Origin of the sequence: Stenotrophomonas sp. NRRL B-14846, assembly GCF_050473585.1 — a bacterium.
Lineage (GTDB): Bacteria > Pseudomonadota > Gammaproteobacteria > Xanthomonadales > Xanthomonadaceae > Stenotrophomonas.
The window spans coordinates 1,236,161-1,250,326 of record NZ_JBFLUN010000022.1 but is presented as its reverse complement, the minus strand read 5'-3'; the positions used below and the strand labels follow the sequence as shown (position 1 = coordinate 1,250,326).

The window sequence follows — 14,166 nt, the reverse complement described above, 5'->3', positions numbered from 1 at the left end:
GTAACGGGTACGTGAAGGATTTGCCCGGATCAGGCGTCGAACAGCTTGCCGGGATTCAGCCGCGCTTCGGGATCGAACGCGCGTTTGACCGCCTTCATCAGCGCGATCTCGGCCGGGCCGCGGGTGCTGTCCAGGTAGCCCTTCTTGACCAGTCCGATGCCGTGCTCGGCCGAGATGCTGCCATCGAAGCGGGCCAGCACCTGCGCCAGCAGCTTGGTCACGTGCTCGCACTGCGCCACGAAATCGGCGTCGCTGGTGTCGTCCGGCTTGAGCACGTTGATGTGCAGGTTGCCATCGCCGATATGGCCGAACCAGACCACGTCGAAGTGCGGGTAGGCCTGCCCGATCAGTGCCTGGGTCTCGGCCAGGAACGCCGGCATCGCCGAGATCCGCACCGAGACGTCATTCTTGTAGGGCGTGTAGCGCGCCAGCGATTCGGTGATGCCTTCGCGCAGGCGCCACAGCTGGGCAGCCTGGGCATCGCTGGCGCTGATCACACCGTCGCTGACCCAGCCGTTGCCCATGCAATCCTCGAAGGCCGCCATCGCCGCGGCTTCCTGTGCCTCGTCGTTGGCCGCGAACTCGGTGACCACGTAGTACGGATGCACCTCGTCGAACGGCGCCTGCGCGCCATGCGCCAGCACGTGCTCCAGCGCCCGGTCGGTGAAGAATTCGAAGGCCTGCAGCTGCAGGCGCGCGCGGAACGCGGCGAACACCTGCATCAGCACCTCGAAGCTGGGCACGGCCAGCAGCATCACATTGCTGGCCGGCGGCGGATCGGTCAGCTTCACCGTCGCCTCGACGATCACGCCCAGCGTGCCTTCCGAACCGATCAGCAGCTGGCGGAAGTCATAGCCGCTGGAGTTCTTGATCAGGCCCTTGTTGAGTTCCAGCAGCTGGCCATCGGCCGTGACCACCTTCAACCCGGCGATCCACTCGCGGGTGTTGCCGTAGCGGATCACGCGGATGCCACCGGCATTGGTAGCGATGTTGCCGCCGATCGTGCAGGACCCGCGCGCGGCGAAATCCACCGGGTAGATCAGGCCGTGGTCCAGCGCGGCGTTGTGCACGGCTTCCAGCGGCATGCCGGCCTGCACCACCAGGGTGCGATCGACCGCGTCGTAGGCCAGCGCCTTGTTCATCCGTTCCAGGCTGAGCACCAGCTCGCCGTTGGCGGCCACCGCGCCACCCGAGAGGCCGGTGCGGCCACCGGACGGCACCACGGCCACGCCCTCGCCTGCGCTCCAGCGCATCACCGCCTGTACTTCCTCGACCGTGGCCGGCAGTGCGATCACCAGCGGCGCCGGCGTCCAGCGCCGGGTCCAGTCGCGCCCGTAATGCTCCAGGTCGGCCGGGTCGGTCTTCAGCTTCAGGCCGGGACAGGCCTGCTGCAGCGAGGCAATGCGGGAATCGGTCATGACGGTCCAGCGCGGTGCGTGAAGAACGGGCAAGCGTGCCAGCGGCACGCGCCAGCGTCCAGCCCCGCAGCCATGCAGATAGCTACCGATGCAACCAATTGCGCACTGCACCATGGGCGGCACGATCTGGCATAGTGGTCAGCCCCTGTCCCACTGGCCGTGTTGCCCCATGTCGCCGAAGAAGACCTCGTTCCCGAAGCAGGATATCCGCGTGCTGTTGCTGGAGGGGGTCAGCCAGACCGCCGTGGAGGTGTTCAGCGCCGCCGGCTACAGCCAGATCGAAGCGCACACCAAGGCGCTGCCCGAGGACGAACTGAAGGCGCGCATCGCCGAGGCGCACATCGTCGGCATCCGTTCGCGCACCCAGCTCAGCGCCGAAGTGCTGGCCGAGGCCAAGCGCCTGATCGCGGTCGGCTGCTTCTGCATCGGCACCAACCAGGTCGACCTGGACGCGGCCGAGCTGGCCGGCATCCCGGTGTTCAACGCGCCCTACTCCAATACCCGCAGCGTGGCCGAACTGGTGATCGCCGAGGCGATCATGCTGACCCGCGGCATTCCGCAGAAGAACGCCGAATGCCATCGCGGCGGCTGGTCGAAGTCGGCCAGCGGCAGCCATGAGGTGCGCGGCAAGACGCTGGGCATCATCGGTTACGGCCACATCGGCACCCAGGTCGGCGTGCTGGCCGAATCGCTGGGCATGCAGGTGATCTTCCACGACGTGGAAACCAAGCTGGCACTGGGCAATGCCCGTGCAGCGGCCAGCCTGGACGACCTGTTGGCACGCGCCGACATCGTCACCCTGCACGTACCGGAGACCCCGTCCACGCAGTGGATGATCGGCAGCACCGAGCTGGCGAAGATGCGCAAGGGCGCGCACCTCATCAACGCCGCGCGCGGCACCGTGGTCGACATCGATGCGCTGGACGCGGCCCTGGCCAGCGGCCATGTCGGCGGCGCCGCGCTGGACGTGTTCCCGGTCGAACCGAAGGGTAATGGCGATATCTTCGAATCGCCGCTGACCCGCCACGACAACGTGATCCTGACCCCGCACGTGGGCGGCAGCACGCTGGAAGCGCAGGACAACATCGGCGTGGAAGTGGCGGCCAAGCTGGTGCGCTACAGCGACAACGGCAGCACCCTGTCGGCGGTCAACTTCCCGGAAGTAACCCTGCCCGAGCACGCCGACAGCCTGCGCCTGCTGCACATCCACCAGAACGTGCCGGGCGTGCTGTCCAAGGTCAACGAGATCTTCTCGCGCCACAACGTCAACATCGACGGCCAGTTCCTGCGCACCGACCCGAAGGTGGGTTACGTGGTGATCGACATCACCGCCAGCGAGGAACAGGCCGCCGCCGTGCGCGACGAGCTGGCCGCGATTCCGGGCACGCTGCGCACGCGCATCCTGTACTGAGAAAAGGGGACGGAGGGGATTAAGTCGTTTGCGGCACATGCGCCATAAACGACTTAATCCCCTCCGTCCCCTTTTACCTCAACGCGCTAGCCAGCGGCGCGCCATGCGCTGCATGGATTCGTCAGATTCCGGATCGGCGGCGACCTCGGTCACTGGCCGCCAGGCCAGGTCGAGTGACTCCTCGCTGAGCACGAAGGCTTCGCCGCCCAGCGCACGGATCACGAAGCGCACGTCGTAGTGCCAGTGCCCCGGCACGTCCTTGCGCTCCGGAATCCAGTGCTTGTCCAGATCGAAGATGGCCGGGTCTTCCAGCACCAGGCCGCTCAGGCCCGATTCTTCTTCGGCCTCCTTCAGCGCCACCTGAGCCAGGTCGCGGTCGCCGTCGGCGTGGCCGCCCAGCTGCAGCCAGCGCTGCAGCTTGCGGTGGTGGGTCAGCAGCAGGCGCTGGCCATCGGCACTGACCAGCCAGCAGCTGGCGGTGAAGTGGCCGGCCAGGCGCTCGCGGCGGAACGGATCTTCCGGATCGTCCAACAATGTGCCGAATTCGGCAGCCAGTGCGTCGTGGGCGGGCTCGCGGCGGGCATAGTCCCGCAGCAGGCCACGCAGGCGATCGTCAAGCACGGCAAGGGTTTCGGCGGTCTGGCTCATGAATGGGCGGCGTTTGGAAAAATACTGCTCATTATCGCCGTTCATTGTTGCGATTGCGCTTGTGCGTTGGCTTCAGCTTTGGCTAAGGTACAGCGGGCCGTTCGCGCGGCCTTCACCATTCCAGGGTTGCCGGCAACGTATCGGCGACCCACCCAATCCGATCACTAGGAAGTACTGCATGCTGAAAGCTCTGTTGAGGGTCAAGCCGGTTGAACCGGCCGGGCACGTCGATGCTGGCGAACCCATCGAAGGCAGCCTGGACGGCGAAGCCACGTTGAAACGGACCCTCACGGCTAAACACCTCATCCTGCTTGGCGTGGGTGCGGTGATCGGCGCAGGTATCTTCGTGCTGACCGGCCAGGCCGCGGCCAACCACGCCGGCCCGGCAGTGATGCTGTCGTTCGTGATCGCCGGCTTCGCCTGCGCCCTGGCGGGCCTGTGCTACGCCGAGTTCGCGGCGATGATGCCGGTCTCCGGCAGTGCCTACTCCTACTCCTACGCCACCCTGGGCGAAGGCATGGCCTGGTTCATCGGCTGGTGCCTGGTGCTGGAGTACCTGTTCGCCTCGGCCTCGGTCGCGGTGGGCTGGTCGGCGTACCTGATCAGCTTCATCACCACCACGCTGCACATGCCGTTCCCGGATGCCCTCAGCGCGGCCCCGATTGCCTGGACCGGCAGCGAGTTCATCTCCTCCGGCAAGCTGTTCAACCTGCCGGCGGTGCTGATCGTGGCGGCGGTGTCCGGCCTGCTGTACGTGGGCGTGACCCAGTCGGCCTTCGTCAACGCGATCATCGTGGCGATCAAGGTCACCGTCATCTGCCTGTTCATCGGTATCGGCGCGGCCCACATCGACCCGGCCAACTGGCAGCCGTTCATCCCGGAAAATACCGGCGTGCCGGGTGAGTTCGGCTGGAGCGGCGTGTTCCGCGCGGCCACCATCGTGTTCTTCGCCTACATCGGCTTCGATGCGGTCTCCACCGCCGCCGGCGAGACCAAGGATCCGCAGCGCAACATGCCGATCGGCCTGCTCGGCTCGCTGGCCGTGTGCACCATTGTCTACATCATCGTCTGTGCCGTGCTGACCGGCATGATGCCGTACCACCTGCTGGGCACCGACAAGCCGGTGGCCACCGCGCTGGAACCCTACCCGACCCTGTCGTGGCTGAAGACCCTGGTCGAGATCGGCGCCATCGCCGGCCTGTCCTCGGTGGTGCTGGTGATGATGATGGGCCAGACCCGCATCGCCTACACCATCTCCCGCGACGGCCTGCTGCCGAAATTCTTCGGCAAGGTCCACGCCCGCTTCCGCACCCCGTACGTCGCCACCATCGTGGTCGGCGTGATCGCCGCCGCACTGGCCGGCCTGGTGCCGCTGAACGTGCTGGGCGAACTGGTCTCGATGGGCACCCTGCTGGCCTTCGCCACGGTCTGCATCGGCGTGCTGGTGCTGCGCTATACCAAGCCGGAGATCCACCGCCCGTTCCGCGTGCCGGCGGTGTGGATCATCTGCCCGCTCGGCGCAGCCACCTGCCTGTTCCTGTTCTGGCAGGCGTTCGTGGTGCACTGGCACCTGTTCGTCGGCTGGACGCTGCTTGGCCTGCTGATCTACCTGGGCTACGGCATCCGCAACAGCAAGCTGGCCAAGTCGCCCTGATCCGCCTACGGGCCGGCCTCGCGCCGGCCCGTCCGTTTTCCCCGCGCGCCGGTCATGGCGCGCTTCGACAAGACCACCACACATGTTCAAGCAACTGTGGGCCACCAAGCACCCGCATGCCGCCCATGAAGACGCCAACGGCCTGAGCCTGCGCCGCCACCTCGGCCCCTGGGGGCTGACCGCCCTCGGCATCGGCGCGGTGATCGGCGGCGGCATCTTCGTCATCACCGGCCAGGCCGCCGCCAACCACGCCGGCCCGGCGATCATGCTGTCCTTCGTGCTGGCCGCCATCTGCTGCGCCTTCTGCGCGCTGGCCTACGCCGAATTCGCCTCGATGGTGCCGGTTTCCGGCAGTGCCTACACCTATACCTACGCCACCTTCGGCGAGCTCTCCGCCTGGTTCATCGGCTGGATGCTGGTGCTCGAGTACGGCGTCTCCGCCTCGGCGGTCGCGGTCAGCTGGACCGGCTATTTCCTCAGCCTGCTCAGCCAGTTCGACATCCATCTACCGGCGGCGCTGGTCAGCGCGCCACTCGACGCGCAGCTGCGCCCGACCGGCGCGATCGCCAACCTGCCGGCCGCCGCGCTGGTACTGCTGCTGACCTGGCTGTGCTACGTCGGCATCAGCAAGTCCTCGGCGATGAACATGGCGATGGTGGTGCTGAAGACCGGCCTGATCGTGCTCGTCATCGTGGTCGGCTGGAAGTACGTGGACACCAGCAACTGGACTCCGTTCATTCCGGCCAATGAAGGCCCGGGCAAGTACGGCATGGAAGGCGTGCTGCGTGGAGCGGCGATGGTGTTCTTCGCCTACATCGGCTTCGAGGCGGTGTCGGTGGCGGCGCAGGAGTCGAAGAACCCGCAGCGCGACATGCCGTTCGGCATGATGCTGTCGCTGGTGATCTGCACCGTGCTGTACATCGCCATGGCCGCAGTGATGACCGGCCTGGTGCCGTTCCAGCTGCTGGGCACCGACGAGCCGGTGGTGACTGCCGTGGCGGCGCATCCGCAGTTGGGCTGGCTGCGCTGGGTAGTCGAGGTCGGCGCGCTGGTCGGCCTGTCTTCGGTGGTGTTGGTGATGATCATCGGCCAGCCGCGCATCTTCATGATCATGGGGCGCGACGGCCTGCTGCCGCCGGTGTTCACCAAGATCCACCCGAAGTACCGCACCCCGCACATCAACACGGTGATCACCGGCATCGGCATCGCGCTGCTGGCGGCGCTGTTCCCGCTGGACATCCTCGGCGAGCTGACCTCGATGGGCACGCTGATCGCATTCGCAGCGGTGTGCGCGGGCGTGCTGATCCTGCGCCGCACCCAGCCGGACCTGCCGCGTCCGTTCCGCATGCCGATGGCGTGGCTGATCTGCAGCCTGGGCGTGCTGAGTTGCCTTGCCCTGTTGTCGGCGATGACGATGCACAACTGGATGTTGATGGGCGTGTGGACGTTCGTCGGCTTCGTGATCTATTTCTGCTACGGGTTCAGGCACAGCCGCCTGCGGGTGAAGTAGTGTTTTTGCATTGCAGGGCCTGCGGCCCTGCACCCGCCGGAGCAACGTCAACAGCAACAGCTGGACTGAGGGTTTGGCGGGACGGGTTGGGTTCGCGGGGGACGCCGTGAACCCGTCCCTGGGGGCTTGGCCGCGGCATCCATGCCGCGGACACCCCCGCGAACCCAACCCGCCCCACCTCCGACAGTCTCCTGGCACGTCCAGTAGATCCACGCCATGCGTGGATGCATTCTGTCCGGGGAATGGATCTTCTGTAGAGCGGAGCCATGCTCCGCTCCGAGCAAGCGCAGCGAAGCGACCCGCTTTTGCCTTTCCTTCTTCACTCCCTGGCTGGCCGTACGCCGGAACCTGTCAGAGGCGGGGCGGGTGGACCGTGCAGGGGCGTTGGCGCCATGGATGGCGCCATCGAGCTTACATGGACGTACTTGCAGCGTCCCCTGCACGGCCCACCCGCCACGCCCCGCCCATGAACCGCTCTACACGACCCGCCACGAGGGGCTCAGCCGTTGGCCGAATCCAGTAAAATCCCCGGCATGACCACCCCCACCTTCCCCTACGACACCGCGCGCCTGAGCGAACTGGCCCAGCTGCTGATCGACAACGTCCGCGAACTGGCCCATGCCGGCTGGACCCCGGCCACCAGCAGCAACTTCTCCCACCGCCTGGACGACCGCCACGCCGCGATCACCGTCTCCGGCAAGGACAAGGGCCGCCTGATCGAGGACGACATCATGGTGGTGGACTTCGACGGCCTGGCTGTCGGCCGCCCGCTGCGCCCGTCCGCGGAGACCCTGCTGCACACCCAGCTGTACCGCCGCTTCCCGGAAATCGGCTGCGTGCTGCACACCCATTCGCCGGTGCAGACCGTCGCCTCACGCCTGTACGCGCCGCAGGGCCACATCCGCCTGGAAGGCTACGAGCTGCTGAAGGCCTTCGCCGGCAACAGCACCCACGAGATGGCCATCGACGTGCCGGTGTTCGCCAACACCCAGGACATGAACGTGCTTTCGAAGCAGGTCGATGACCTGCTCGACCGGCAGAACCTGTGGGGCTACCTGATCGACGGCCACGGCCTGTATGCCTGGGGCCGCGACATGGCCGAGGCACGCCGCCACCTGGAAGCGTTCGAGTTCCTGTTCCACTGCGAGCTGGAACTGCGCAAGCTGCGCGGCTGAACCCGCACGCAGGTGCAGATGCCGATCCGGAATCTGCACCTCGTGCCCACCCTGCTACCCTGTCTTCCCCCCGAGACGTTCAAGCTGCCGCCATGAGCCGACTGCGAATCTACGACGACACCCGCCCCGAATCGCCGCTGCTGGACACCCAGGACGGCGCGGTCATCGCTGCCGAGCTGCAGAAGATCGGCGTCACCTTCGAGCGCTGGCAGGCCACCGCACCGGTCGCACCGGGCGCCAGCCAGGATGAGGTGTTCGCCGCTTACCGCGTCGACATCGACCGCCTGGTTGCCGAGCGCGGCTTCAAGAGCGTGGACGTGGCCTCGATCGCCCCGGACAACCCGAACCGCGCCGAGCTGCGCAAGAAGTTCCTCGACGAACACTTCCACAAGGAAGACGAGGTGCGCTTCTTCGTCGCAGGTTCCGGCCTGTTCACCCTGCACGTGGGTGACAAGGTCTATGAGATCGAGTGCGTGAAGGACGACCTGATCGCCGTGCCCGATGGCACCACCCATTGGTTCGACATGGGCGACGAGCCCAGCTTCGTGGCGATCCGCTTCTTCACCGAACCGGATGGCTGGGTCGGTCACTTCACCGGCACCGACATCGCGCAGAAGTTCCCCCGTTACGTACCCACCCAGGCGTCCTGATCCATGCAGCCCCGCGTCATCCTGACCGACATCGAAGGCACCACCAGCAGCATCTCGTTCGTCAAGAACGTGCTGTTCCCCTATGCCCGCAAGGCGTTGCCCGCGTTCGTCGCCGAACATGGCCAGCAGCCGGAGGTCCGCCGCTGGCTGGATGCAGTAGCCACCGAGATCGGTGGCGCCTGCCAGGACAGCCTGGTAGCCGAGACGCTGCAGGGCTGGATCGACCAGGACCGCAAGCACACCGCACTGAAGGCGCTGCAGGGGCTGATCTGGGACGAAGGCTACCGCCGTGGCGACTACACCGCGCACTTCTACCCGGAAGTGGCGCCGGTACTGAGCGGCTGGCACGCCTCCGGCCTGCCGCTGTACGTGTACTCCTCCGGCTCGGTGCCGGCGCAGAAGCTGTTCTTCGGCTTCAGCGATGCCGGTGACCTCAGCCCGCTGGTGTCCGGCTGGTTCGATACCGAGATCGGTGGCAAGCGTGAGGCCGACAGCTACCGCCGCATCGTACAGGCCATCGGCGTACCGGCCGGCGAGATCCTGTTCCTGTCGGATGTGGTGGAAGAACTGGATGCTGCCCGCGAAGCCGGCCTGCAGACCCGGCTGATCGATCGCCTGGATGACTACCCGCTGCCGCGCACCGGCCAGGCCGCTAACGGCCACGAACGGGTCGAGAATTTCCAGCAGATCCAGCTGTAAGCAAGAAAAAGGGGACGGAGGGGATTAAGTCGTTTGTGCCCATGTGTGCCACAAACGACTTAATCCCCTCCGTCCCCTTTTTTGCTCAACGGTCGTTGAGGGTCTTCATCTTCAGCGCTTCGCGCAGGGTAACCAGATCCACCGGGCCGCGTACCGCGATATCGCGCGTTTCACCCGGTAGCAGGTCCAGCAGGTTGTCTTCGACCTGCACATCCAGCGCGCCGAAATCGATCCACGTCGCGCGCACATACGCCGTGCTTTCCAGCCGCAGGCGATAGTGGTCACCTTCGATGGACAGCGTGGCCTTCAGCGTCTGTCGCGGAAATACCTGGTCCTTGGCCTCGACGAAGCCAATCACCTGGCGCGCACTGACCTTGCCATCCTGCAGCAGTTCGAACACCACCACGGTGCGCTTCGGGTCGGCACCGGCCAACAAGTCGGCATCGCGGAAATCACCGATCGAGGTCACACCCGACGCCGCCAGCGTCACCGCTTCCTCGCGACGGCGCAGCACCTTCCCTTCCACGTCCATCACCCGCAGCCGCCAGCGTGCATCCAGTGCGGCACCGTCGTTGATCAGGCGCACCCGCGTGCTCCCCTCGTCGCGCAGCGCGGCCACCGTCACTGGCGCGAAGAAGCGCCGCGCGGCGAAATGCAGCGCCTTCCAGCGGCCGAAGTAATCCACGCTGGACCACGAGGCGCCCGGCCAGACATCGTTGAGCTGCCAGTACAGCGAACCCATCGTGTATGGCCGCGAGGCGCGATGATGCAGCGCCGCCAGCGCGATGCCATCGGCCTGCATCACTTGGCTGAGGTAGACGAAGTCCTCGAAGTCCTTCGGCGTGCCGTAGCCCAGTTCGATGTAGTGCAGCAGGCGGCTGTTGCCCTCGCCGGCCATGAACTTCTGGTGCGCGCGGATCACCGGGCTGTCGATGCGCTGCTCGGCGCGGGTGGCGATCTGGTCCACCGTCGCCACCGACGGCCACGCCTGCAGCCCATACTCGGACATGAAGCGCGGGGTCTCGCGCAGGTAGGCCTGCACCGGCAACGCCGGATTGCCCCAGACCTGCCAGTAGTGTTTGTCGCCACGCGTTGAATCGTTGGCCTTCTCGTCAAGGTCGTTGCTGGGCGAGCTGGACCAGTACGGTACGCCCAGCCCTTCCTCGCCCACCACCTGGCGCAGGTCGTTGCCGAACAGGTCGACGTAGCCCTGCCAGACCTTCGCCGCAAATGCCGGGTCGGCCGCCTTCAGGTCGCGGCCGTGGCCCCAGTCCTTCCAGGCGGTTTCTTCCTCGTTGTTGCCACACCACAGCACGATGCTGGGGTGATGACGCAGCCGGCGCACGTTGTCGCGTGCTTCAGCCACCACGCTTGCACGGAAAGCCGGATCGTAGCCCGGCTGCATGCCGCCGCCGAACATGAAGTCCTGCCAGACCAGCAGGCCCAGCTCATCGGCGATGTCGAAGAACGCATCGTCCTCGTAGTAGCCGCCGCCCCAGTTGCGCAGCATGTTCATGTTGGCGTCGCGCGCGGCGGTCAGCACCTGGCGCAGGCGTGCGGCATCGACGCGTGCGGGGAAGGCATCGAACGGAATGACGTTGGCGCCCTTGGCGAAGATCTCCACGCCGTTGATGACGAAGGCAAAGCCCTGCCCGCCCTTGCGGTCTTCTTCGCGGCGCAGTTCGACCGTGCGCAGGCCGATGCGCTGCTCGCGCGCCAGTGCTGCATCGGCGCCATCATCCAGGCGAGCCTGCACGGTATAGCGATCCTGCGCACCCTGGCCCACCGGCCACCAGCGCCGCGGCGTGGCCAGCTCAACCGGCAGCTCAACCGTGTTCTGGCCGGGCTTCAGCAGCACCGTGCGTTGCACCTGGGCCACGTTGCGGCCTTCCGGATCACGCACATCCACATTCACCAAGGCCGAACCCGCAGCAGCACCCTGCTCCACCTGCAGCAGCACCACCAGCTTCGCCTGCTCTGCACTCAATGCATCGGTTCGCACGGCAAGATCGGTCAGACGGTGCGCGTCCCAGGCCTGCAGGTCGACCCCGCGCCAGACCCCGGCGGTGACATAACGCGGGCCCCAGTCCCAGCCGAAGTGGTAGGCCGGCTTGCGCGCGAAGTTGCCGACCATCGCGTCCTTCGGCTCATCGCCATACGGCGACGGGTAATTGCCAGCGATCTTGTGCGGCATTGCCTGCACACTCGGCAGCAGGGTGCGGATCGGCGAACGGAACACGATCTGCAGTTCATTGCCCCTGGCACGCAACCGCCCGTCCACGCGTGCACGCCAGGTACGGTGTGCATTGTCCGCACGCAGCAGCGGCTTGCCGTTGAGGCTGACCTCGGCATAGGTATCCAGCCCGTCGAAGCGCAGCTCGGCATTCGGCTTGGCCAGCGTCGTGGCGTCCACGTCGAAGCGGGCGCGGTATTCCCAGTCAGCCAAGCCGATCCACTGCAGCTCGGCCTCGGGTGCACCGACATACGGATCACGGATCAATTCGTGAGCGAGCAGGTCGGTGTGCACGCTGCCCGGCACCTTCGCCGCACGCCATTGCTGAAGACCCGGATGCGCAGCGCCCTGCGCGTCACCCGGCAGCATGCGGAACTCCCACTGTGCCTGCAGAGGCGCTGCAGTTGCCGGGAAGGCGGAGGCTGCGACCAGCAGCAGGAACAGACGGACAACGAGGGAAAGGCGATGCACGTGATGCTCCTGTTTTTCCGCCGGGCTCGGCCCGGCGCTACCGATTCCGATTCATCATGCGTACGGCGACACGCGCCTCAACGCACCACGTTCAACACTTCGTAGCACGCGCCCATGGTGTGGTAATCCACCTTGCCGGCCGGGCTCTTCTCGTCGCTGTACTTGCGGTTGTCGGCATCGAGGATGCGGAACCAGGCGCCGTACTGGTGGTCGACGAAGTGCTCCCACGAATACGCCCAGATGCGCTCGTACCACTGCCAGTAGCGGTCGTCGCCGGTGCGCTTGGCCATCAGCGCGGCGGTCGCCAGCGTTTCGGCCTGCACCCAGAAGTACTTGTCGTCGTCGCAGACGAAGCTGTCGCCGCCGATCGGGGCGCCGTCCATGCCGGGCTGCCGGCGCGATTCCGGTGCGAAGCCGTAGTACAGGCCGCCCCGGGCGTCGTCCCAGCTGCGCGCCACGGCCACGTCGAACAGGTGCTGCGCGGTCGGCACCAGCCAGTCGGCCTGCACGTGGCGATCAAGGATCAGCAGCAGCTTGGCCCACTCGGTCTGGTGGCCAGGCTGGAAACCCCACGGGCGGAACAGATGCTTGGGATCGTCCAGGTTGTAGTCCCAGTCGATCTCCCAGTTGGAATCGTAATGTTCCCAGACCAGGCCACCGGCCTTGGCGGCCTGGCGGCGCGTCATGTTGTCGGCCAGCTGCAGCGCGCGCTCGACATAGCGCTGCTCGCCACTAGCCTCAAACGCGGCCAGCATCGCCTCGCACATGTGCATGTTGGCGTTCTGGCCGCGGTAGCCGGTGAAGTTCCACTGGCCGTCGGCTTCGTCCTTGTACAGGCCATGCTGCGGCTCCCAGAAGCGCGCTTCCAGCAGCTGCCAGGTCTCGTCCATCCAGTCGCGCGCCTGCTCGACACCGGCCTTCAATGCGCAGCTGTAGGCCAGCAGCACGAAGGCCACGCCGTAGCAGTGGTTCATGTCGTCCTCGACCTTGCCGTCGCGCAGGGTCCAGGCGTAGCCGCCGGTGGCCGGGTTGCGGTGCACCTCGCGCAGGTAGCGCACGCCGTGCTCGACGGCCTCGCGGTACTCGGCGTTGCCGAATTCGCGGTAGGCCATCGCATAGTTGAAGACGAAGCGGGTGCTGCTCACCAGGTGGCGGTGGCCGGCATCGTAGATGCTGCCGTCATCGCGGAAGTAGTGGAAAAAGCCGCCGTCCGCATCGATGCAGCGCGGGTGGTAGAACGCCATCGTATCGGCGATATGCGCGCGCAGGAACGCGGGCGAACGGAAATCGGGCGAGGTGCTCATGCGGTAATGTCCTGTGCCTGCAGCAGCTGCTGCACTTCATCAAGCGAGGGCATCGCGGCGAACGCGCCCTTGCGGGTAACAGCCAGCGCACCCACGGCGGCACCGAAGCGCAGCGTGGCGGTGATCGCCTCCGGGTCCTGGCAGAACGCAGCGAAACCAGCGCCCGCCCCACCCCGCTCCAGCAGGCCGACCAGCACGCCACCGACGAAGGCATCGCCGGCGGCCGTGGTATCGACCGTGGCCACGCGGAAACTGGTCACCGTGCCGTGGTTGTCGCGGGTGTACCAGTGCAGCGTGGCCGCGCCATCAGTGACGATCACCCAGCGCGCCTGCGCGGCCAACAGGCGCCGCAGCACCGCCGCCTCGCCATCGGCGCCCATCGGCGCGGCCAGGTAATCCAGTTCCTCGCGCGACAGCTTGACCAGGTCGGCGCGCTCCAGCGCCTGCCACAGGCGCGGCGTCGGATCGACGTCGGCGGGCCACAGTGCCGGGCGCAGATTCAGATCGAGGCTGACCACCGCACCGGCCGCGCGCGCACGATCCATGCCGGCGAAGGTCGCCTCGGCGATGGCCGGCTCGGTCAGGCTGTTGGAACAGACGTGGAAGCACTGCGCGCTGTCGAGGCACTCCGCCTGGAAGTCACTGTCACGGAACAGCAGGTCAGCCGCCGGCGGGCGGTAGAAACTGAAGCTGCGCTCGCCACTGGCATCCAGCGCGACGAAGGCCAGCGCAGTCTTGGCCGCGTCGGTGCGCACGATGTAATCCGTGCCCACGCCGTGCTCGACCAGGCTGCCGGCCAGGAAGTCACCGAACATGTCGCGGCCAAGCATGCCGACGAACTGGGTCTTCGCCCCCAGCCGCGCAGCCGCCACCGCGACGTTGGCCGGCGCACCGCCGGCGTACTGCAGGAACGCGCGCGGGGTGTCGGCCGAGGCCGGCGGCTGCGCTAGTAGATCGATCAAAATTTCGCCGAAGCAAACGATGGCACCCATT

At 66.6% G+C, this 14,166-nt stretch carries 11 protein-coding genes; 6 read left to right on the top strand and 5 right to left on the bottom strand.

Going from position 1 to position 14,166, the window contains the following annotated elements; genetic code table 11:
- Positions 1 to 29: 29 nt before the first annotated feature.
- Positions 30 to 1,418: an FAD-binding oxidoreductase gene (locus AB1281_RS08065; protein ID WP_430345539.1), complete on the bottom strand. Its 1,389-nt coding sequence runs from the start codon at positions 1,416 to 1,418 to the stop codon at positions 30 to 32.
- A gap of 169 nt (positions 1,419 to 1,587) precedes the next feature.
- Between AB1281_RS08065 and serA the strand changes: the two genes are divergently transcribed.
- The gene (serA, locus tag AB1281_RS08060) at positions 1,588 to 2,829 is read left to right on the top strand and encodes a phosphoglycerate dehydrogenase (RefSeq protein WP_014037034.1); all 1,242 of its coding nucleotides are present in this window, start codon (positions 1,588 to 1,590) and stop codon (positions 2,827 to 2,829) included.
- Positions 2,830 to 2,907: 78 nt separating this feature from the next.
- On the opposite strand, the gene AB1281_RS08055 is transcribed toward serA, so the two are convergent.
- Complete coding sequence (locus AB1281_RS08055) at positions 2,908 to 3,522, bottom strand: NUDIX hydrolase (protein WP_083663045.1); 615 nt, start codon at positions 3,520 to 3,522, stop codon at positions 2,908 to 2,910.
- Positions 3,523 to 3,655: 133 nt separating this feature from the next.
- Between AB1281_RS08055 and AB1281_RS08050 the strand changes: the two genes are divergently transcribed.
- From AB1281_RS08050 to mtnC, 5 genes are all read left to right on the top strand, one after another.
- Positions 3,656 to 5,131, top strand: coding sequence for an amino acid permease (locus AB1281_RS08050; protein ID WP_430345538.1), 1,476 nt, complete (start codon positions 3,656 to 3,658; stop codon positions 5,129 to 5,131).
- A gap of 82 nt (positions 5,132 to 5,213) precedes the next feature.
- Complete coding sequence (locus tag AB1281_RS08045) at positions 5,214 to 6,641, top strand: amino acid permease (RefSeq protein ID WP_049424691.1); 1,428 nt, start codon at positions 5,214 to 5,216, stop codon at positions 6,639 to 6,641.
- A gap of 533 nt (positions 6,642 to 7,174) precedes the next feature.
- Positions 7,175 to 7,816 carry a methylthioribulose 1-phosphate dehydratase gene (locus AB1281_RS08040; RefSeq protein WP_119006184.1) on the top strand — a complete coding sequence of 214 codons (642 nt, stop codon included), beginning with the start codon at positions 7,175 to 7,177 and terminating at the stop codon, positions 7,814 to 7,816.
- A 92-nt stretch (positions 7,817 to 7,908) separates the two neighbouring features.
- On the top strand, positions 7,909 to 8,466 hold the full coding sequence (locus tag AB1281_RS08035; RefSeq protein ID WP_430345537.1) for a 1,2-dihydroxy-3-keto-5-methylthiopentene dioxygenase: 558 nt from the start codon (positions 7,909 to 7,911) through the stop codon (positions 8,464 to 8,466).
- Between the two features lie 3 nt (positions 8,467 to 8,469).
- Positions 8,470 to 9,165 carry an acireductone synthase gene (gene mtnC, locus AB1281_RS08030; protein ID WP_049444925.1) on the top strand — a complete coding sequence of 232 codons (696 nt, stop codon included), beginning with the start codon at positions 8,470 to 8,472 and terminating at the stop codon, positions 9,163 to 9,165.
- 85 nt (positions 9,166 to 9,250) lie between these two features.
- On the opposite strand, the gene AB1281_RS08025 is transcribed toward mtnC, so the two are convergent.
- The 3 genes from AB1281_RS08025 to AB1281_RS08015 form a co-directional block, all read right to left on the bottom strand.
- On the bottom strand, positions 9,251 to 11,869 hold the full coding sequence (locus AB1281_RS08025) for a beta-mannosidase (protein ID WP_430345536.1): 2,619 nt from the start codon (positions 11,867 to 11,869) through the stop codon (positions 9,251 to 9,253).
- A 77-nt stretch (positions 11,870 to 11,946) separates the two neighbouring features.
- Positions 11,947 to 13,173, bottom strand: coding sequence for an AGE family epimerase/isomerase (locus AB1281_RS08020; RefSeq protein WP_430345535.1), 1,227 nt, complete (start codon positions 13,171 to 13,173; stop codon positions 11,947 to 11,949).
- Positions 13,170 to 14,165, bottom strand: a complete 996-nt coding sequence (locus tag AB1281_RS08015; RefSeq protein ID WP_430345534.1) for a carbohydrate kinase family protein — start codon at positions 14,163 to 14,165, stop codon at positions 13,170 to 13,172. The genes AB1281_RS08020 and AB1281_RS08015 overlap by 4 nt, the downstream gene beginning before the upstream one ends.
- Between the last annotated feature and the right edge of the window lies 1 nt (position 14,166).

What these genes read in the sequence shown, in the direction of transcription:
- mtnC (WP_049444925.1), top strand. Translation starts at nt 8,470, where the DNA reads ATGCAGCCCCGCGTCATCCTGACCGACATCGAAGGCACCACCAGCAGC.
- AB1281_RS08045 (WP_049424691.1), top strand. Translation starts at nt 5,214, where the DNA reads ATGTTCAAGCAACTGTGGGCCACCAAGCACCCGCATGCCGCCCATGAA.
- AB1281_RS08040 (WP_119006184.1), top strand. Translation starts at nt 7,175, where the DNA reads ATGACCACCCCCACCTTCCCCTACGACACCGCGCGCCTGAGCGAACTG.
- AB1281_RS08035 (WP_430345537.1), top strand. Translation starts at nt 7,909, where the DNA reads ATGAGCCGACTGCGAATCTACGACGACACCCGCCCCGAATCGCCGCTG.
- serA (WP_014037034.1), top strand. Translation starts at nt 1,588, where the DNA reads ATGTCGCCGAAGAAGACCTCGTTCCCGAAGCAGGATATCCGCGTGCTG.
- AB1281_RS08050 (WP_430345538.1), top strand. Translation starts at nt 3,656, where the DNA reads ATGCTGAAAGCTCTGTTGAGGGTCAAGCCGGTTGAACCGGCCGGGCAC.
- AB1281_RS08020 (WP_430345535.1), bottom strand. Translation starts at nt 13,173, where the DNA reads ATGAGCACCTCGCCCGATTTCCGTTCGCCCGCGTTCCTGCGCGCGCAT.
- AB1281_RS08015 (WP_430345534.1), bottom strand. Translation starts at nt 14,165, where the DNA reads ATGGGTGCCATCGTTTGCTTCGGCGAAATTTTGATCGATCTACTAGCG.
- AB1281_RS08055 (WP_083663045.1), bottom strand. Translation starts at nt 3,522, where the DNA reads ATGAACGGCGATAATGAGCAGTATTTTTCCAAACGCCGCCCATTCATG.
- AB1281_RS08065 (WP_430345539.1), bottom strand. Translation starts at nt 1,418, where the DNA reads ATGACCGATTCCCGCATTGCCTCGCTGCAGCAGGCCTGTCCCGGCCTG.